19 protein-coding genes and 6 pseudogenes are annotated in these 19,452 nt (G+C 57.0%); 5 read left to right on the forward strand and 20 right to left on the reverse strand.

What is annotated here, in order from left to right:
* Both ROG8370_RS17635 and ROG8370_RS17640 read right to left on the reverse strand, forming a co-directional pair.
* The coding region (locus ROG8370_RS17635; RefSeq protein WP_212580117.1) for a HupE/UreJ family protein at positions 1–414 on the reverse strand (414 nt) is incomplete at its 3' end.
* Positions 415–513: 99 nt separating this feature from the next.
* Positions 514–873 (reverse strand): hypothetical protein, encoded by a 360-nt coding sequence (locus ROG8370_RS17640; RefSeq protein ID WP_139838208.1) that lies wholly within the window; start codon positions 871–873, stop codon positions 514–516.
* A 64-nt stretch (positions 874–937) separates the two neighbouring features.
* On the opposite strand from ROG8370_RS17640, the gene ROG8370_RS17645 reads away from it, so the two are divergent.
* Positions 938–1,210: a metal-sensing transcriptional repressor gene (locus ROG8370_RS17645; protein WP_085828471.1), complete on the forward strand. Its 273-nt coding sequence runs from the start codon at positions 938–940 to the stop codon at positions 1,208–1,210.
* 9 nt (positions 1,211–1,219) lie between these two features.
* Positions 1,220–2,557: an MFS transporter gene (locus ROG8370_RS17650; protein WP_085828472.1), complete on the forward strand. Its 1,338-nt coding sequence runs from the start codon at positions 1,220–1,222 to the stop codon at positions 2,555–2,557.
* A gap of 139 nt (positions 2,558–2,696) precedes the next feature.
* Here ROG8370_RS17650 and ROG8370_RS17655 read toward each other — a convergent pair.
* A pseudogene (locus ROG8370_RS17655) lies at positions 2,697–2,969 on the reverse strand (DUF411 domain-containing protein); the annotation flags it as partial.
* Between the two features lie 189 nt (positions 2,970–3,158).
* Here ROG8370_RS17655 and ROG8370_RS17660 point away from each other — a divergent pair.
* A complete protein-coding gene (locus tag ROG8370_RS17660; RefSeq protein ID WP_085828474.1) occupies positions 3,159–3,455 on the forward strand; it encodes a hypothetical protein in 297 nt (98 codons plus the stop codon).
* Here ROG8370_RS17660 and ROG8370_RS21360 read toward each other — a convergent pair.
* From ROG8370_RS21360 to ROG8370_RS17675, 4 genes and pseudogenes are all read right to left on the reverse strand, one after another.
* A pseudogene (locus ROG8370_RS21360) lies at positions 3,452–3,556 on the reverse strand (integrase core domain-containing protein); the annotation flags it as partial. The gene ROG8370_RS17660 and the pseudogene ROG8370_RS21360 sit on opposite strands and share 4 nt — an antisense overlap.
* A gap of 17 nt (positions 3,557–3,573) precedes the next feature.
* Positions 3,574–3,936, reverse strand: a pseudogene (locus ROG8370_RS17665) (IS3 family transposase); the annotation flags it as partial.
* A 106-nt stretch (positions 3,937–4,042) separates the two neighbouring features.
* Positions 4,043–5,260 carry a methionine adenosyltransferase gene (locus tag ROG8370_RS17670; RefSeq protein ID WP_085828475.1) on the reverse strand — a complete coding sequence of 406 codons (1,218 nt, stop codon included), beginning with the start codon at positions 5,258–5,260 and terminating at the stop codon, positions 4,043–4,045.
* A 172-nt stretch (positions 5,261–5,432) separates the two neighbouring features.
* Positions 5,433–6,083 carry a methyltransferase family protein gene (locus ROG8370_RS17675; RefSeq protein ID WP_212580118.1) on the reverse strand — a complete coding sequence of 217 codons (651 nt, stop codon included), beginning with the start codon at positions 6,081–6,083 and terminating at the stop codon, positions 5,433–5,435.
* Positions 6,084–6,316: 233 nt separating this feature from the next.
* Here ROG8370_RS17675 and ROG8370_RS17680 point away from each other — a divergent pair.
* Positions 6,317–6,661, forward strand: a pseudogene (locus ROG8370_RS17680) (transposase); the annotation flags it as partial.
* A 362-nt stretch (positions 6,662–7,023) separates the two neighbouring features.
* Here ROG8370_RS17680 and tnpC read toward each other — a convergent pair.
* The 12 genes and pseudogenes from tnpC to ROG8370_RS17735 form a co-directional block, all read right to left on the reverse strand.
* Positions 7,024–7,611, reverse strand: a pseudogene (tnpC, locus tag ROG8370_RS17685) (IS66 family transposase); the annotation flags it as partial.
* A gap of 48 nt (positions 7,612–7,659) precedes the next feature.
* Positions 7,660–7,866 (reverse strand): annotated as a pseudogene (locus ROG8370_RS21650) (transposase); the annotation flags it as partial.
* A 140-nt stretch (positions 7,867–8,006) separates the two neighbouring features.
* Entirely contained in the window at positions 8,007–9,533 is a 1,527-nt protein-coding gene (locus tag ROG8370_RS17690; protein WP_085828479.1) for a UxaA family hydrolase, read from the reverse strand.
* 6 nt (positions 9,534–9,539) lie between these two features.
* A complete protein-coding gene (locus ROG8370_RS17695) occupies positions 9,540–10,508 on the reverse strand; it encodes a 3-hydroxyacyl-CoA dehydrogenase (protein WP_085828480.1) in 969 nt (322 codons plus the stop codon).
* Positions 10,509–10,539: 31 nt separating this feature from the next.
* Entirely contained in the window at positions 10,540–11,187 is a 648-nt protein-coding gene (locus ROG8370_RS17700; protein WP_085828481.1) for a 3-oxoacid CoA-transferase subunit B, read from the reverse strand.
* Positions 11,188–11,841 carry a CoA transferase subunit A gene (locus ROG8370_RS17705; protein ID WP_085828482.1) on the reverse strand — a complete coding sequence of 218 codons (654 nt, stop codon included), beginning with the start codon at positions 11,839–11,841 and terminating at the stop codon, positions 11,188–11,190. It abuts the gene before it with no gap.
* A 63-nt stretch (positions 11,842–11,904) separates the two neighbouring features.
* Positions 11,905–12,849 (reverse strand): 3,5-dioxohexanoate:acetyl-CoA acetone transferase, encoded by a 945-nt coding sequence (gene kce / locus ROG8370_RS17710; RefSeq protein ID WP_085828483.1) that lies wholly within the window; start codon positions 12,847–12,849, stop codon positions 11,905–11,907.
* Between the two features lie 21 nt (positions 12,850–12,870).
* On the reverse strand, positions 12,871–13,689 hold the full coding sequence (locus ROG8370_RS17715; protein WP_245827483.1) for an SDR family oxidoreductase: 819 nt from the start codon (positions 13,687–13,689) through the stop codon (positions 12,871–12,873).
* A gap of 11 nt (positions 13,690–13,700) precedes the next feature.
* Positions 13,701–15,044 (reverse strand): TRAP transporter large permease, encoded by a 1,344-nt coding sequence (locus ROG8370_RS17720; RefSeq protein ID WP_085828484.1) that lies wholly within the window; start codon positions 15,042–15,044, stop codon positions 13,701–13,703.
* Positions 15,037–15,642: a TRAP transporter small permease subunit gene (locus ROG8370_RS17725; protein ID WP_085828485.1), complete on the reverse strand. Its 606-nt coding sequence runs from the start codon at positions 15,640–15,642 to the stop codon at positions 15,037–15,039. The genes ROG8370_RS17720 and ROG8370_RS17725 overlap by 8 nt, the downstream gene beginning before the upstream one ends.
* 4 nt (positions 15,643–15,646) lie before the next feature.
* Positions 15,647–16,681: a TRAP transporter substrate-binding protein gene (locus tag ROG8370_RS17730; RefSeq protein WP_085828486.1), complete on the reverse strand. Its 1,035-nt coding sequence runs from the start codon at positions 16,679–16,681 to the stop codon at positions 15,647–15,649.
* Between the two features lie 189 nt (positions 16,682–16,870).
* Entirely contained in the window at positions 16,871–17,542 is a 672-nt protein-coding gene (locus ROG8370_RS17735) for a GntR family transcriptional regulator (protein WP_085828487.1), read from the reverse strand.
* 277 nt (positions 17,543–17,819) lie between these two features.
* Between ROG8370_RS17735 and ROG8370_RS17740 the strand changes: the two genes are divergently transcribed.
* Positions 17,820–19,220 (forward strand): hydroxymethylglutaryl-CoA reductase, degradative, encoded by a 1,401-nt coding sequence (locus ROG8370_RS17740; protein ID WP_281252711.1) that lies wholly within the window; start codon positions 17,820–17,822, stop codon positions 19,218–19,220.
* Between the two features lie 72 nt (positions 19,221–19,292).
* Here the strand turns inward: ROG8370_RS17740 and ROG8370_RS21480 are convergent, their stop codons facing one another.
* Entirely contained in the window at positions 19,293–19,442 is a 150-nt protein-coding gene (locus ROG8370_RS21480) for an integrase core domain-containing protein (RefSeq protein ID WP_212580115.1), read from the reverse strand.
* Between the last annotated feature and the right edge of the window lie 10 nt (positions 19,443–19,452).

Consider the following 19,452-nt stretch of genomic DNA (forward strand, 5'->3'; position numbering starts at 1 on the left):
TACGACCTTCAGGTTATGAGCCTGACGAGCTACCGGGCTGCTCCATCCCGCGACAGTTGGTTTAGCGTATGTATTGTGCCTTGCTGGCAACCGCAAGTCGGTTCCGTTAAAAGTGGCAAAAATATTCCACACGCCCAAGAGCATGGTGACCGAGTGACCGATGGCAAAAAGACTGACGTAAATCGCCACGTCCTTCATGTAGTAAAGAAAGAAGACGCCGAGCAGGAACAAGATATGGTCGTATCCTATCATCATATGCTTTGCGCCCAGATAGATGAACGAGATGATATGCACCCCGAAAGTCTCTTGGATGTCGCCCGCGTCCCCCAGGGTCACGTCATGGGCATAGGCCGAGGTCGCGAATGCCATGAGCAACAGCAGAGCGGCGGTGAAGATTGTCAGGGACTGGCGCATAGGATGCGACTGCTGCCCCGACCGATCAGATCGGTTTGGTAACATCTGGATTTTCCGCTTTGTGAATGTGATGGATTGAACGCCCTGTTGGGCGCAACATCACACGCGTGGCGGCCGATCTAATCCGTAGTCGCGGCTGTCCGGCATCGCGCTATTCGCCATAGCCCAACCCGTGCTGGTCGGCATTATAGACCCCGCAGGTTCACGTGGCGGAAGAAACGCGATGTTATGGTCATGGTCCGCGATCTCATGGCTGTGGCCGTGATAGGCATGCATCAGCTCAACGATATCCTCGTGGGCGTGGCCGTGTTCGTCGATCTCGGCATGATGCTCGGCGACGATCTTTGCCAGTTCAGTGAAATCATGGGAGACCGACCGGGAGTTGGCGGACAGGAGCATACCAACCGCCAAAGCGATGGTCAGCAGTCCTCTCAAGTAGCCCGTGATTGCCCGTGCCATTCCACCTGTTCTTGCGGGTCTTGGCCCACTTGCCTGATCCCCCCCAGGTGGTTACCTCTTTGATATGACGAAACACACGACCCATGCAAGTCACCCTGCCATCGTCAAGCGGCTGAAACATGCCAACGGGCATTTGGCCAGTGTCATCACGATGATCGAGGATGAGAAACCCTGTGTGGACATCGCACAACAACTGCAAGCTGTGGAGAAGGCTGTGCAGCAGGCCAAGCGCACGTTGATCCAGAACCACATCGATCATTGCCTCGACGATGCCCTGGTTGGCACAGGGGAATCTTCCGTCACTGCCGAGTTCAAGGCGATCACCAAATACCTGTAAGGAAGGTCCATGCTCTCTGTCCTCGCTGACCGCACTTACCGCCATCTGTTCTTGGCACAGGTAGTGGCGCTGCTGGGAACGGGGCTGGCGACCATTGCACTAGGGCTGCTGGCCTATGATCTGTCGGGCGAACGTGCGGGCCTTGTCCTTGGCACGATCTTTACGATCAAGATGGTGGCCTATGTCGGTATTGCTCCGATTGTCGGCGCGTTCGCCAACCGCTGGCCGCGCCGCAGCATGTTGGTCAGCCTTGATCTGGTCCGTGCCGCCGTTGCCCTGTGCTTGCCTTTCGTGACCGAGGTCTGGCAGGTCTACGTCTTGATCTTCGTGCTACAATCCGCATCCGCCGCCTTCACACCGACGTTTCAGGCCACGATCCCCGACATTCTGCCAGAGGAAGACCGCTACACACGTGCCTTGTCCTTGTCGCGTCTGGCCTATGATCTGGAGAACATCATCAGCCCACTGCTGGCGGCAGTCCTGCTGGTATTCGTCAGCTACAATGCTTTGTTCTTTGGCACGGTCGTCGGCTTTGTCGGCTCCGCTGCATTGGTTGTCTCGGTGATATTGCCCAGCCCACAGCCAACGGCCAAACGAGGCATCTACGACCGTACCACACGGGGGACGCGCATATATCTCGCCACGCCACGCCTGCGCGGGTTGCTGTCGCTCAACTTTGCCGCAGCCGCCGCAGGTGCGATGGTGCTGGTGAATACAGTGGTCCTCGTCCGCTCTGACCTCGGCCTTGGGGACTCTCAGGTTGCCATAGCCCTCGGAGCTTTCGGCGGTGGGTCGATGCTGGCCGCACTGCTGCTGCCCCGGCTGTTGGACAACCGCCCCGACCGCCCGGTGATGATCGGCGGCGCGTTGGTGCTGGTGGCTGCGCTGTTGGCCCTATCTTTGATGGCACTGGTTTATGAGACGCAATGGATACCGCTTCTGGCAGGTTGGTTCATCATCGGGATTGGCTATTCTACCGTTCTCACCCCCTCTGGACGTCTTCTCAAACGCTCAGCCCACGCCGAAGATCGACCTGCCGTTTATGCTGCCCAATTCGCCCTGTCACACGCTTGTTGGCTGGTGACCTACCCGCTTGCAGGTTGGTTGATCACAGTTTCCGGGCCAACGGTAGCATTTGCGGTGTTGGCGCTGCTGGCGGGTATCGGCATGGTCAGCGGGATCGCGTTTTGGCCAAGAGAGAGCAGCCAGTCTGTGCAGCATTCGCACGACGACCTTCCAACAGATCATCCGCATGTGAGCGAAGGACGAATTCACAGCCATCGGATCGTGATCGACGATTATCATCGCCACTGGCCGCGCTTGGTCGAACCGAAAATCAATCAGTAGTCACTTGGGATATCTGTCTTTTTCGAGCCATTTCCGCAAAACTACAATGCCCTCTTTTGCTAAACTGGGGCGCCAATAATCCCGGTCTTACAAGTATGGCAGTGCCAGTAGTACTGACGACTGATGTGCTTATCTGGGGTCAGGTGTGGCTTTCAAACACAGCGGTGTCACCATTACGCAGAAGGAGCAGCGTGTCGAAAGCGTCTCGCTGGTTTCCCATTTCCATACCGGGCGAGCCAATTGGCATTCCGGGGACGGCCAGACCAAGGGCGTCGGGGCGCTCAACCAACAGCCGTTGGATGTCAGCCGCAGGGACATGACCCTCAATGACATATCCGTCGATGAACCCTGTGTGACAGGAGCTGAGCTCGGGCGTTATTCCTGCCTTTTCTTTGGCGGCCCACAACAGATCGGCGTGAACCGGCTGATCAGCCGAGGTCATCGAACGCTAAGGCTTTGCAAATAAACGCTGATTGATCGCTCGCACTAAAGCAATTTTCACAATTTGCCGCATCTCTCGTGTTAATGTCTACCATTTGTTTGGAACCTTCCCCCGTAGGAATGTTGTTTGTTTTCAAAGATTACAATTTGGAGGACGAAGATGAGTTATACGAGATTCATTGCAATGATCGTCACATCGACGGTGGTGATGTTCGGGTTGATGTGTCTGAATACATACGCTTTGGAACACATCCAGTTCAGCGAAACAGGGACGTATATGGCGCTTTATATGGGCGTCGTAATGGCCGTCATAATGCTGCTCTTCCTGTGGGGCATGTACAAAAAACAGGTGTTCAACTATGCTATAATGGCATCGAACGTCGCTATCTTTATCGTATCGCTCTACCTGCTGCGATCACTGGAGTGCCCCCATCGGGTGGTCCATTTTAATTGTTAATGCATTGTCGGCCTTTGGTCTACTGGCAGGATGCTTTCTGGCGCGGGCGGGCGATACCCCAGGGCTCTATGCGGCCTGACCGTGTTGTAGTGGACGCGCCATTGTTAGATCAGGATTTTGGCCGCTCGGGTCGCAGCCGGACACACGAGCCGTCATTCAACCAAAGTCGCCCTTTCTTTCGCTGCTTGTGCGGGACCTTCAGCCCTTCACACCGCCAAATCCGTTCAACGCGCTTGTGGGTCACCTGCCAGCCTGAGTTGTTCAGCAGACCGGGCACCATCCGATATCCATAACGCCCGTATTGACGGGCCAGTTCGATGATGTCTTCGGTCAATTGCTCTTCATCAGAGCGGCCAAGTGGAACCTTGCGCTGCGTGGATCGATGCTGACCCAGAGTACGGCAGGCGCGGCGTTCGGAAACACCAAACTCCTGCCGTACGTGATCAATGCACTTCCGGCGACGCGAAGGGCTCAGAAGTTTCAATACAATCTCTTCGGGCTTCTCTCGTTTTCCAGCCATCGCTGATCCTCCAAATCGCGGGACAAATCTATCCCGGTTGGTGGACCACTTTCAGGGGGCTACTCCACTATTTCAGCGGCCAACGATTGAAGCCAATCTCGCCGTTCAACGACTGTGACCATATCTGATCGAGGCGAGAGATTTGATCCGCGGCTATTTCTTGCGCGAAGTGTCGTGCATCCGGCATCCGGGCAGGATCGCGCAGCCGCAGCTTGATATCCACTGCCTGGGGTTCGTTGACCGGCCTGCCGATCTCGCTGACCAGGAAACACTGTGCTTCGATGACATCCGGTATCTCTTCCACAAGTGCATGCGCGATCAGCCCAGCGGCGAGATTGTAGAGTTTTCCAACATGGGTGATCGGGTTCTTGCCCGCGATCGATTCCATGGTCATTGGGCGATAGGGTGTGATCAATCCGTTTGCCCTGTTTCCGCGCCCGGCTTCGCCATCGTCGCCCGATTCCGCCGACGTTCCGGTCACAGTCATAAAAACACTCTCAGTGGCCACGTTGTCGGCCGCGTTGACGTTGACCATGATCTCCCTGTCGGTGAAGCGCCCGCCAATTTGCATGGCCATCTCGGCTACACGCGTCTTTGCCGCGCAATATTCATGCAGGCCTGACACAAAACGATCAACGAACGCACAACCGATCGTCAGGTGGATGATGCCAGCCCTTCGGACTCCCATGATCTTGATGTCTTCGCCGATCTCTGGATGGGCCGCTTTGACAGATGGTGAGTTCAGATGCTGCTCTAGCCGCAAAACGATTGTTTCCAACTCGCTCAGCGGCGCGTAACCGACGCCGAGGGATGTGTCATTCGCCAGCGCAACCCCCTCTGAACGTTGACGCAGGAACAGATCGACCAGATCGGGTGAACCGGGCCTCGTCAAAGTATGGAAAACCGCGTCTGTCGTTGGGTCGAGGGCGTGCATGTGCTGCCGCAGCCAGGTCATTGCGGCTTCATGGAACAATTTTTCGACCGGCACCTTGATACCCTTGAACTCGGCCGTTGCGCGCCCCGCAACAAAGAACTCGAAAGGCTGTTTCACTTCGCCGCCGCCGAAGGCCGAGCGTGCGCTACCGCCCCACAATAGCGCCTTGTCGACGTTGTGGTGAAGTACGAGGCCGAACTGATCCAGATAGAAACGGCAAAGCGAAAGGCTGAATTGTTCGGCAATGGCGTCGCAAATGCTGTCCGGGTGCCCAAGTCCTTTGCGCTCGACAATTTCCACGTCGAGCGTTTCCACTTCAGGCGTATCAAGTGTCGTGACCGTCGGCTTCATATTTTCTGATTACTACAAAAACTGATCCGGCCATACAGGTTATTGGGCAAGGTCTGCATTCTTCGGGTTCCAGCCCCTATTGGAGTATGCCTGTGAAAGCCCCTGTCAGGCGGCGCACTGCTTTCCCGGCTGACCGTCACCCTTGATCAAGGACGCCTATCATTCCGGATGCTCAGAATATCCCGGGAAGCAACCGATAGCGCACACGACGTGCATAGTCGCGATAGCCCGGCAACTCTTCTTTCAGGGTTCGGTCTTCAAGTACCGTTCTGAGTACCGTGATGATTGTTGCCGCAGCCACAGGAAACAGGGTCCAAACGGAATCCAGAGCAAGAACAATGCCGAACAATGGAAAGATACTTCCCGCATAGGCCGGATGCCGCACAAACCGATACGGACCACTGTCACATACCACATGCCCCCGATCCGTCTGAATGAGCACCACACTGTAGAAAAAGCGGTTCTCGGCCAATGACCATGCCCCTAAAAAATATCCGAGCGCGATCAAGATGAAGCCAACGGCATTGACCCATAACGGAAATTCGGGCGACCAATGGTAACGGTGGTCCAGCCCTGCCACGATGACAAGGGGGACTACGATACTCACCGCCATAAGTGGCGCGAGCACTTTGTCCCAGGCTTTTGCATTTTGGAAATTCTCAATATTTTGTCGTTCGGCGGTCAATCCGGGATGCCGCCGTTCCGCCCACAGACGCCCACCAATGCCAGCCGCAACGATCAGAAGGGAATAGAGCCACGCCTGCCACCAACCGAGGTCCCCGCCGCAGATCAATAAAACCAGCGGGATGAGGAAATACACCACGACCAATCTCATCCACTGGAGATGGGATATAGATCGAACTGACCTTTGACTTTCCCTTTGCGTTGACATCACAATCCCCGACTGAAAGCAATTGCAAGTGTATGCCCAGCTTTCTTGAGTCTCAAGCATGCACCGTCTGGCTCAGGTTGCGGCAGCCAGCCGGGAAGTTCTGACCTGTGCTCCCAAAACTCCTCCATTTTTGTGTAGAGTCCGCCCAACAAAAGGGCGGACAAATGAAGGCACGATTTTCGGACGAACAGATCATAGCGATGATCAAGGAACAGGAATCTGGTAAGAAGACCGCAGATGTATGTCGGCGGTACGGGATCAGCTCCGCGACGTTCTACAAATACAAATCTAAGTATGGCGGCATGGAGGCATCTGATGCGAAGCGGTTGAAGGCATTGGAGGGCGAGAACGGGAAGCTCAAGAAGCTCTTGGCAGAACAGATGCTCGACAACGCCATGCTGCGAGACATCTAATTCAAAAAAATGGTGACGCCCGTTGGGAAACGCAAAGCTGTCGCGCATTTGATGGATGTTCATCAGGTGAGCCAGCGACGGGCGTGCGATGTCCTGCAAGTTGCCCCATCAGAACTTCAACCTGCCGCAACTTCACGACAATCTCTTCGGGCTTGGGGCTCTTAATGGCCATTCTTGGTCCTCCGCCTTCCTAATTATAGGGGCGGACCACGTCTTTGGGGGAGGCTCAGATCCACGAGCCCCCTTTCCGGCCATGTCGGCGCCGGACGCCCAGATTTTCCTCGGTATGCAGCCGATACGAAAGCAATTTATTGCCACACCTTGCTTCACTTGCGAGCGTCAGGGTAACTGTGTCCGGTCAGTATTTTACCGGTTGAATTCGTTAAATCACCCGAACTCATAAGGCACGTCCGACAGCGTAGACCTTCAGTAAGCGTTAGCTGAACAACACCAGCGGGTTAGCTTGACGGCGCAAATTTCCACGGCAGAAGGTCGTCAAGGCGGCTTTGCGGGTGTCCGTTGGCAATCGCTGTCAGCGTTGCCTTAAGGTAGGCGAAGGGTTCGATGCGATTGATTTTGCAGGTCTCGACCAATGAGGCGATGCGGCCCCATGCAATGCCGCCTTCGTCGTGCGCGGCAAAGAGGGCGTTCTTACGATTGATTGCGATCGGGCGGATCAGGTTTTCGACCCTGTTGTTGTCAATCTCGAGACGACCATCGGTCAGGAAGGTGTGCAGCCCGTTCCAGTGATTGTGGATGTAGGTCAGCTTTTCGCCCAGCCGAGACTTGCTGGAGATCTTGCGGCGTTGCGCCTGCAGCCAGTCGCCGAAGGCTGCGACCAGCGGGGCGCTGCGGGCCTGGCGGGCTGACAATCGCTGGCCGGGGTCGATACCACGGATATCGGCTTCAACGGCATAGATCTGGGCGATGCGGCACAGGCCTTCGGCGGCGATCTCTGAGCCGTCGCGGTCAAAGACTGCCTTCAGTTTGCGGCGCGCGTGTGCCCAACAATGGGCCACGCGAATGGGGTCGCCGCCATCATCCGACACCACGATCGGCGCAAAACAAAAGTCGGCCTCTTCAACTGCGGGTGAAACCAACCTGCCGTCACGCGCCCGACTGCGCCATTCCGACAGATGGTTTGCCCGAAGCCCATACCGCGCAGAAACCCCGTTCACCGTCGCCCCGGGCTTCAAGCTCTCAGCCACGATCCGCGCCTTGACCTCATCCGGCCAGCGTCGCTGACCATTGGTCCGTATGTCCACACCGTAGCCCCTGAGAAACCCCACCGTAGTCGCCATCGCGAAACTCCTGCCCTAATCTCCGTCAGGTGCGAAATCTCAGGTCAGGTGAGAATTGGGAAGGTGCGGGCCAGGAAACGCTTACCGTTCTTCAAGGAATTATTCCCACTATCAGGTCCAAACTGCCAAACGCCGTCCGATTACATCTGAGCGTATGTTTGCCAAGGTGCGAATTCTGCATCGCCGATATCCAGCTCTTCGGACTTGGTCTTTTGGCCCGAGGCGTTGGCCAGAATAGCGTCGAAAATCCGTTTGCCCGCTTCAGCCACGGTTTCGCTGCCTTCCGCAATCGTGCCGCAGTTTATATCCATATCGTCTTGCATGCGATGATACATCGCGCTGTTAGAGGCGATCTTGATCGAAGGGACGGGCTTGTTGCCATAGCAGGAACCGCGGCCTGTCGTAAAACAGATCATATTGCATCCAGAGGCGACCTCTCCAGTAAGAGAGACCGGATCGTATCCGGGGCTATCTACAAAAACCAACCCCTTCGCCGTGATCTTTTCACCGTACTGATAGACACCGTTCAAATTCGTGCTGCCGGCCTTCGCAACCGCGCCAAGGGATTTCTCCAGGATTGTGGTAAGGCCGCCCATCTTGTTACCGGGAGTCGGGTTGTTGTTCATTTCAGAACCGTGTTTGGCAGCGTAGTCTTCCCACCACTCCAGCAAATCAACCAATTTCCGGCCAACTTCAGACGAGGCAGCGCGATCCGTCAGAAGGTTTTCTGCCCCGTAAATCTCGGGCGTTTCAGCAAGTGCCGCCGTCCCACCGTTCATGACCAACAAGTCGACTGCATGGCCAAGAGCGGGGTTCGCCGTGATTCCGGAATAGCCGTCTGAACCGCCGCATTGCAGTGCCACGCTGAGGTGCGATGCATCAATTGTTTCGCGCTTTGCCTCGGCGGCTTGCGCCAAAGCGGTCTCAAGCCACTGCAGACCTTTCTCGATAGATTTTCGTGTGCCACCCGCGCTTTGCAGCGTGTAGTATTGAAAGCTTTTGTCATCAGGCCGCCCGTAGGCTTCGAGCATCAGCGGGATCTGGTTGGCCTCGCAGCCAAGACCAAGCATCAGGACGGAGGCAAAATTCGGGTGTGTGGCATAGCCCCAAATGGCGCGTTGCAATTTACGGAAGGCCTCATCATCCGTTCCGATACAGCACCCGGCACCGTGAACGATTGGGACGATCCCATCGACACCGGGGAAACCATCCAGAAGTCCCGATCGCTCGGCCTCTTTGGCCAGGAGCTTCGCCGCAGAGGCCGAACAATTGACGGATGTGACGATACCGACGTAGTTCCGGGTCCCCACGGCGCCACTGTCACGGCGATATCCTTCAAATGTCGCCCTCTCGGACAACGGCAGAATCCCCGTCTCCTTTGCATTCTCGCCGAACTTCTCGTTCCGGTGAAAGCTTGTCATCGCAACATTGTGCACGTGAACATGGGCGCCGCTCGGAATGTCCTGCGTCGCGACACCGATGACGCGGCCATATTTGATGATCTGCTGACCCGCACTGATTTCAGCCAGCGCCACCTTGTGTCCCGAAGGTATCTTGTCCGCGGCAGTCATGCCGGAAGACGCAAGCGGTGCGCCAACGTCAATCTGACGCAAGGCCACGGCGATATTATCTGTGGGAGACAGGGTTAGGATCTGGGGGCTGGACATGGGTCTTTACTCCTGAGTTACGGGGGAAACGGGCGGCGTTTCCGAGCGGGTCTGCGCCTTGTGGCGCAGCAGGGCCATCAACTTTCGGTCGCGGGCGGCTTGGGCGTCGGGGATGTCTGAAGTAGGAATGCGCTCTTCGAATTCGGGCCCGAGCTTTTCATTGGCGACGTCCTTCCAGTCGACTGAATCGGAGGGGCCGACGCCGAAACTACGGTACATTTCTCCATATCTTTCAACATATTGAGCGACGCCTTCCGGGGCGTTGAGGTGTATCGTCTGCATCGGCCCCATGAATGACCAACGCAGCCCGAGTCCGTCGGAAATGGCCTTATCCAGGTCTGCCGCCGAGACGATGCCACTCCCCACTAGCTTGAAGGCTTCTTCAAGAAGCGCGCCTTGCAGGCGGTTGACAACAAAGCCGTCGATCTCCTCGCTCAGAACGATGGTTTCGCGGCGGCACTCAATCATCAATGCATTCACCTTTGAAACGATATCCGGATCGGTCCACGGGGTCGGCACGATTTCAACTGCTGGGATAAGGTGCGGCGGATTGATCGGATGCACGACAAGGCAGCGATGTCGCCCTGCTATCTCCTTGCAATATCGCGATGCCGAAATGCCGGAGGTGGAGCTGCCAATCGGGACGTCCGGCGCCGCGATGGCGTCCAGCATCTGCGTGATTTCGCGTTTCACATCGAGGCGTTCAGGACCACTTTCCTGGATGTAGACGGCGTCATTGAGTGCGTCCTCAAGGCTCGGCGCGACAGTGATCCGCTGCAATATCCGGGGGGCGTCCGCCGCGGTGACCAGCTCGAATTCGACGAGATCGGATATCCGGCTTGCCATGGTCTCTAGCGCGCGCTCCGCAGCCTCGGCCGAGGCGTCATACATCGCAACGTCAAAGCCCGCCTGTGCAAAAACGGTCGCCCAGCCCTGTCCGATCAAACCGCATCCTATGGTCGCTATCTTGGTCATGTTCATTCTCCTTTGCGTGCCCGACATGCGGTTACGCCATCGTTACCGGGTCATCCGCCGTTTCAAAGCGTGCGTCGGTTGCGGTGCGCAGATCTTCAAGTGTCAAACCCGGCGCAATTTCCTTCAGGATCAGACGGGATCTGGCGACTTCGAACACGGCCATGTCCGTGACCAGCAGGTCTATCGGCCGGTTCGACGTCAGGGGCAGATCGCAGGTCCGGACGACCTTGCTGACACCGTTCGCCACGTGCTGCATGGCGACGATGACGCGCCGTGCGCCGGTTGCCAGATCCATCGCGCCGCCCATGCCCGGAACCATCTTACCGGGGATCATCCAGTTGGCGAGGTGCCCGGTCTCATCCACCTGCAGGCCGCCCAGCACGGTCAGGTCGATATGACCGCCGCGGATCAGCCCAAAACTCATCGCGCTGTCAATGGCGGCTGCGCCCGGAACGGCGGTCACGAACCCGCCGCCTGCATCCGTCAGGTCGGGGTCTTCCATGCCTTCGGGTGGCCGCGCGCCCAACCCGATGACGCCGTTCTCGGATTGGAAGAACACCCCTGCATCGGTAGGAACGTAGCTTGCCACGAGGCTGGGCAGGCCAATGCCGAGATTGACGAGTGTGCCCGGCTCGATCTCTTGTGCGACACGACGAGCGATGCGTTCCTTTGGCGTCATCTAGTGCGACCTTTCTATCAATTGATCGACCAGTATGGCGGGTGTGCGCACCGCATCCGGGGGAATGACGCCGACGGGGACGATATGCTCGGGCTCGGCGATGACGATATCTGCCGACATCGCCATGATCGGATTGAAATTCTGAGCGGTCAGCGAGTATTCCAGATTGCCCAGATAATCCGACTGGCGTGCGGCGATGACGGCGAAATCGGCGCGAATGGGTGCTTCGAGAAGAAAGCGCTTGCCGTCGATTTCCAGGATGCGCTTGCCGTTCTCCAGCCCGGTGCCAAGCCCTGTCGGCGTGACGACGCCGCCAAGCCCCATGCCGCCGGCACGGATACATTCGACCAACGTCCCTTGCGGCATCAGTTCGACATCAAGGCTTCCATCGTTCATTTGCTGCTGCGTTTCGGGGTTCAGACCGATATGCGACACGATCAGGCGTTTGACAGCCCGCGCGGTTATGAGTTTCCCGATACCGCGCCCCGGCATGGCAGTATCGTTCGCGATCAAGGTAAGATCGCGCCTGCCGGCAGCCACGAGCGCTTCGATCATTCGGCGCGGCGTGCCGACGCCCATGAACCCGCCGATCATGATCCTGGCACCATCCGGAACAAGTGCTGCGGCCGCCTGGGGCGAAAGTGCTTTTTTCATCTTGTCACTCACTGAGAGTTCAAACGGTGCCGAATGCCGCCGACGGGACGGGCAAAGGTCAATTCAGAAGGCGACCTGATCCGCCCCCTTAAGTCCAAGGATTTCGCGGGCTTCATCCGGTGTGGCAACTTGCAGACCCAGCCCTTCGATGATGCTGCGGATCTTCTTGACCTGAACGGCGTTCGATGTCGCCAACTCGCCGCGCCCAGCCCAGAGGCTGTCCTCGAGGCCCACTCGCACATTGCCGCCCAGCGTGGCGGCCTGCGTGGCGATCCGAAATTGGTTCGCGCCTGCGCCCAGGACCGACCAACGGAAATCGTCGCCGAACAGCCGGTCGGCCGTGCGCTTCATGTGCAGGACGTCTTCGGGGTGACCACCGATGCCGCCGAGCAGTCCGAACACCGATTGCACGAAGAACGGCGCCTTGACCAACCCGCGATCAGCAAAATGCGCGAGGTTGTAGAGATGCGAGGTGTCATAGCATTCGAATTCGAACCGGGTGCCGTTGCCGTAGCAGGTCTCAAGCACGTATTCGATGTCCTTGAACGAGTTGCGGAACACCAGATCCTTCGAGCCTTCCAGATGCTCGCGCTCCCAGTCGTGCTTGAATTCCTTAAACCGGTTCAGCATCGGATACAGCCCAAAATTCATCGAGCCCATGTTCAACGAGGCCAACTCCGGCTGGTACGTCGCGGCGGGTGCGGCGCGCTCAGCGACGCTCATGTAAGGGCTGCCGCCGGTGGTGATGTTGAGCACCGCGTTGGTGCTTTGCTTGATCCGGGGCAGGAAGGCCGCAAACCCCTCAGGGCTCTGATCGGGCCGCCCGTCTTCGGGGTTGCGCGCATGCAGATGGAGAATGGAGGCCCCAGCCTCTGCTGCGGCCAGCGACTCTGCGACAATCTCCTCAGGGGTGACCGGCAAATGCGGCGACATCGACGGCGTGTGGATGGCCCCCGTGACCGCACAGGTAATGATGACTTTGCCCGCGTGTGTGTTCTTCATGCTCATGGTCGAACTTTCTTCTTTGAATCACAGAGTTTCGACGTTGCCGTCGACGGCAAGGGATTGCCCTGAGAGATTGTTGCCGAGATCGGAAATCAGCATTGCCACAGTCGTGGCGACATCGTCCGGCGACACCATGCGGCGCAGCGAGATATTCTTGAGATACTCCTCGCGCATCGCATCAAAGCTGACACCCGTTGCCTCGGCGCGGGCGCGGATAACACCGTCCATGCGCGGACCCTCTACGATGCCGGGAAGGACGGCGTTCACGCGGATGTTGTCGGGGCCAAGCTCCTTTGCAAGGCTTTGGGTCAGACCGATCACGCCAAACTTCGCGGCGGAATAAGGCGTGCGATAGGCGTATCCGTGCTTGGACGCGGCCGAACCCATGTTGACCAGAGCGCCGCCACCAGCGGCTTTGATCATCGGGATCGCTTGCCGTGCGCACAGGAATTGCCCCGTCAGGCAGATATCAATGCAGCGCCGCCACTCGTCCGGTGACAGGTCTTCGATATTGCCGGTCGGACCTGCGATGCCTGCATTGTTTACCAGCGCATCCAATCCGCCAAGACCCGTTTTGACCTTATCAAAGAAAGCCTCAACCGCAGCCTCGTCCGAGACATCCGCTTGCTCCGCTATGCAGCCCCCAAGGGTGTCGCTGGCCCGCTTCAGCGCATCCGCGTCAACGTCACAGATCGCAACCCGCGCGCCCTGCGCATAGAGTTGACGAGCAATGGCAAAGCCTATGCCACCGGCGCCCGCCGTGATGACAACCTTTTTGCCCTCCAGCCCCGGCAGGCGCATGTCTGTCATGGCTTTTTTCGCCTCGATCGGATGGTCGTTCATGTCAGTCTCCTTCAATTGCCGAACACGGCGTCGGGTGCCCAAAGTACAATGCTAGGCCAGATGATCAGCAGCGCGAGGCCAAAAAGCTGCAACGCGACGAACGGCACGATGCCTCGGTAGATTGTGCGAATGCTGATCTCGGGTGGGGCCACGCCTTTGATGTAGAACAGCGAATATCCGAAGGGTGGCGTTAGGAAACTGGTTTGCAGGTTGACGGCCACCAACATGGCGAACCACAAAAGCTGCTGCTCCTGTGAGATACCCAGACCGAAATCCAACCCAGCGACGATGGGCGCAAAGAGTGGCAGCACGATAAAGCTGATTTCAACCCACTCCAGGAAGAACCCCATTACAAAGATCACCAGCAAAAGGATGCCCAGCGTGCCATAAGCACCAAGATCAAAGAACAGGATTGTGTTCTCGATCATCTTGTCGCCCTTCAGGCCCTTGAATACCATGCTAAAGATCGTGGCCCCCACCAGCACTCCGAGGATCATGGCAGAGGTATTTCCAGTCTCACGGACACAACTCGACAGGGTTGGCATGGTCAGCTTGCGATTGATGGCGGCCAGGATCATTGCGCAGATCGCCCCAAGACCGGCCGCTTCGGTTGGCGTCGCCATACCCGTAGCAATGGACCCAAGCACCGTCAGGATCAGTGCCAGAGGCGCAAACAAATCTCTTAGCAAGGCCAGGGCCAGCGATCCCTCGGCCCGTACGGAGGTGGAGACGGGTGCATAGGTTGGCTTGGTCAGCGCAATAAAGATGATGTATCCGATATAAAGCCCGCCGAGCAGTAGGCCGGGAATAATGGCGCCGAGAAAGAGTTCGCCCACAGAAATCTGCAGAATGTCGCCCACCAGAACCAGCATGATCGACGGAGGGATCAGAATACCAAGCGTGCCAGACGCGGCGATTACGCCAACGGCCAGTTCAGGCTTGTATTTTTCCCGCAGCATAATCGGCAGGGCCAATGTGCTGAGCATGACAACTGACGCTCCGACAATGCCAGTGCTTGCGGCCATGATGATACCAAGAATTGCGACGGAAATCGCCAGCCCTCCGCGCTTGCTTCCAAGCGCCCGTTCCAGCGAATAAAGCAGGTTCTGAGCCAGCCCGGACTTATCGAGCATCGCGCCCATGAAGACAAAGAGCGGCACCGCAAGCAAAAGCCAGTTCTCGATGACGCCCGCAAAGATGCGCGACACGCCAATCTTCAGGAAGGCAAAGGGCAGCCCGCCGATGAAGGCAAACAAGATGCCAATACCGCCCAGGACAAAGGCCACCGGGTAGCCGCTGAAAATGCCGATGAGCAGACAGAGGACCATCGACAGGGGAATGATATATTCAATCATCGGCTTTCCCGGATTGTTTGGTGAAAAGTGCGCGCAGGTCGCGTATGGTCAGGTTGATCCCGGCAAGTAGCATGAGACCGAAGCCAATGGGGATGAACGCCTTTATGAAAAAGCGGTCGTACATCCCGTCATAATTCGATCCCTCGTCCATGTGGAAAGAGCGGACGGTGAAATCATAGCCGTGATAGGCCACGATCGCGCAAAGTGGGATGAGCAGAAACAGATGCCCGATCACATCCACGATGGCCTTATTCCGCGCGCTCATGTGCTGCCTAAGAAAATCCACCCGTACATGCGAGTCGGTGATAATTGCCCCCGCCATGGTCAGCATCAGCATGATCCCGAACAAGTGCCACAGAAGATCTCCGATGCTCGACAGTGTCAGCTTTGAGCCAAACAGGAAGATATCGCTGTCCCAGCTAAAGATCGTGCCGACCTTGGCCATGGACAGCACAACACTGATCAGAACGAGCACGAGGATTGGCATGAGGATCCAAGCCGCAGCCCGGCCGATCCATAGGATTCCGTTCAGAACCATATGGACCGGGCCGGTGCCAAGATCAGGATCACCAGGACGTGACTCCAAATCCTGAGCCATGACCTTACTCAGCTGGCAGGGTCTGAAGTGCGGTCCAGCGGCCCGAAGACGCCACGAAGTCCTTCATCGAGCGGTAGGCCTCACCGTAGAGCGGGTCTTTCTCGGCCTCGGCATTCAGGACGCGCTCGGTCACGACACGCAGTTCTGCCAGAACCTCGTCGGGGAAGGTTTTGACGATGGTACCACCGGCCTCAAATTCCTCGATCTGCGGGATCTGGGCGGATGGCGCATAGGCCAGGGTCCATTGCAGGCTGACCTGGCAGGCCGCTTCATACATGGCCTGTTCTGCTTCGCTCATGCCGTTCCAGACATCCATGTTGATCATCAGGATGTCGGCACTGCCCGGCTGATGCCAGCCCGGATAGTAGTAGTATTTCGCGATCTGGTTAAAGCCCAGATCCTTGTCGATGATCGGAAGCGAAAATTCCGTGGCGTCGATCCGGCCACGTTCCAAAGCCAGATAAATCTCTCCTGCGGGCAGATACTGGGCCGAAGCACCAAACTCGTTCAGCACGCGTGCACCGACGCCACTCATCCGCATCTTCAACCCGTTGAAGTCCTCAACCGAGTTGATTTCCTTGTTGAACCAGCCGCCGGGCTCGGGGTTGGTGACGTGGCAGGCCATGACCTTGATGTTGAGCGGGTCAAAGCCGCGCTGAACGATCTCCAGACCGCCGCCCACATGCAACCAGGCCGCCAGAGCTTCGGGGCCCGCGCCGAAGGGTGTCGCACCGATTTGGGCAACCGGAACCTGTCCGCCCCACTGGCCCAGAAAGCTCCAACCAGCCGGAATAGCACCGGAGCTGACGTTTTCAAGGATTTCCCCTGCCGGGACCAGTTCACCAGCACCATAAAGCTGGAAGCCTGAATCTCCACCGCTCATATTTCTGAGGGTTTCATCCATCAACTTCGCACTGTCAGCCAGGAATGTCAGATCCTTGGGGATGTTCATGTGCACATCCAGGATGTCGGCCTTCGCGGACGCGCCAAATGCCATTGAACCTGCGATCAGAGCCGCGGTGATTTTCGAATATTTCATACTTTCCTCCCAATTGGGCCGACCGGCACAAACATCCTCCGAGTTTGTTCCGCGGCAGTAGATAAACAAATGCTGATTGATTATTGATCAAAAATCAAGTTTTAGATTTCGGAAATTTCCCACATTTCGTTCAATGACTTATGATGAAAGGGAAAAATAGTGGACTCTACCGGCGTAGAGTCGTCTTTGTTAAGCCGACTCAGGAGCAAAAAGCATCCGGACAAGCACGTCATACGCATCGGAAAGGTCAGCGATCAGAGCCTCCGATGCGCCTTTGTCATCCCCCTTGCGGATGCATTCGACGATTCTGCGGTGATGGTTATTTGAAACCTTGTACTGGTCCTCAAGTTCCAACTGATAAAGATGGGGACTGACGCGCAACCAGAGCGTACCGATGATTTCCGTCAAGACAGGTGAACGCGATTGCTCGTAAAGACGAAAGTGGAATTCGTAGTTGGTCTTGATGTACCTGCGAACATCGCCGGACTGCTCTGTGTTTTCGAGGCGCTCCAGCAAATCATCAAGGTCCGCCAGAAAAGCATCGTCCCGGTTCTTTACCGCCCATCTTACGGCGAGCGCCTCGACCTCAAGGCGCACATTGCGCAAATCGGTCAACTCTTCATAATCAAGCACCGGCACGCCAACCGACCGGCCAGAAACATTTGCCAGAACTCCGACAGCAAGCAGCCGGGTCAACGCCTCGCGCACAGGCATTGCGCTGACGCCAAAGGCCTTGGCCACCCGCGCAACAGGCACCGCCTGGCCAGGTGTAAACTCACCCTCGCGCAACAATGTGCACAGCCGATCATAGACCTGATCGTGCAACTTGTCTTTTTGGATCGGCTGTTGGTTTTCAAACATATTCAGTCTCTTTGCACATAAGCCCAATGAAAATCCATAGCTAGACGAGCAACCCTGAAAGGAATTTCGCATCGTCGTTTCATTTCTTGCCGCGTTCACCTGCCCCTCGGGTGATCCGCACTAAAGTGACCCTAAATGAATTTCCCGTTAGTGATCGGTGATTGTTTTGCAAACCTCCGCCATCATCGACCCTGCAATCCTACGTAACAGCCCGTCGGTCTGCAAAGCGGATTTTTAGTTGCCCCGTCTCCATGGCGTCGACGTCCGAAACCGGCAGGTGCAAAACCAGTCATCTGACAAACCCGCTGAATTACCATTTCTTCTTCCCGTCATTTCGTTAAATATCCTGTTCACCTTTCAAAGGGAGATAACGATGTCCAAAGAAAGTCACGCCACCCAATCGTCGCGGATCGAAGGAATGCGAGATATGGAGCCGGAAGCGCGGCGGAAGGCTGTGTCGCTAGCTACCGGTATCGACCAGTCGGCTATTGATGCATTGTCTGACGCTCCGGCTCTTGGGCTTCATGTCGCGAACGGAATGATTGAAAATGTGATCGGCACTTACGAGTTGCCGCTTGGCGTTGCAACAAACTTCAAGGTTAACGGCCGCGACTATCTGGTACCAATGGCCGTCGAAGAACCATCCGTTGTCGCCGCCGCCTCCTACATGGCCAAGATCGCCCGCGAAGGAGGTGGTTTCCGTACAAGCTCGACCGCGCCGATCATGCGGGCGCAGATCCAGATCCTGGGGCTTGGCGATCCGTTTGGCGCACGCGCACGGCTCCTGGCGGATCGAGACAATATTATTGAAAAAGCCAACTCCAGGGACACAGTCCTGATCGGACTTGGTGGTGGCTGCAAAGACATCGAAGTCGAAGTCTTTTCTGATAGTCTGATCGGTTCGATGGTCATTTTGCATCTTCTGGTGGATGTGCGCGACGCCATGGGTGCGAACACGGTCAACACCATGGCCGAGTCCGTGGCCCCGCATGTGGAAAAAATCACCGGTGGAAAAGTGCGATTGCGCATTCTTTCCAATCTGGCCGACAAGCGGCTAGTAACGGCCAGCGTTCGCGTTCCCACAGATGCGTTGAAGTCGGGGACGCACGACGGTGCGGAGGTGTCGCAAGGCATAGTCGAGGCCTGTGCGCTGGCCCTGATCGATCCTTATCGTGCTGCGACCCACAATAAGGGCATCATGAACGGAATTGACCCGGTCGTCTTGGCCACAGGTAACGATTGGCGTGCCGTTGAGGCGGGTGCCCATGCCTTTGCCTCGCGTTCCGGCCGCTACAAGTCGTTGACCACATGGGAGATCGCCAAGGATGGCGCGCTCGTCGGAACGTTGGAAATACCTATGGCGCTCGGTATCGTCGGTGGGGCCACGCGCACCCATCCGGCCGCGCAGGCCGCGCTCAAGCTGATGGGCGTGTCGTCCGCCCGAGAGCTTGCCGAGGTGACGGTGGCGGTTGGTCTGGCGCAGAATATGGCCGCACTGCGCGCGCTGGCCACCGAAGGCATTCAACGGGGGCACATGACATTACATGCACGCAACATCGCGATTACAGCCGGTGCGACCGGCAGCGAGATCGACCACATCGCGAAAGCTATTATCGCAGAAGAGGACGTGAGTGTCGCCTGTGCGGAAAGGTTACTGGAGGGACTTAAAGCTGTGTGACGGTTCGCAGCTGAAGTGGTCCTGCTTTTTAGGACAGTTTTGCGGCTTGTCTAAGATGCATCAGATTTATGTTCATGCCGCTTTTCGTATCTCTGCTTGCTCGAAGTATGCCGCGTCTGGGGTGCGTTTGTCGAGCGCGGTGTGGGGGCGCTCTGTGTTGTAAAAGCCGATCCAGCCGTCAATGATCCGTTTGGCTTGGCAGCCGTTTGTGATCTCGTGCAAATAGACTGCC

The organism is Roseovarius gaetbuli, assembly GCF_900172365.1.
Classification (GTDB): domain Bacteria; phylum Pseudomonadota; class Alphaproteobacteria; order Rhodobacterales; family Rhodobacteraceae; genus Roseovarius; species Roseovarius gaetbuli.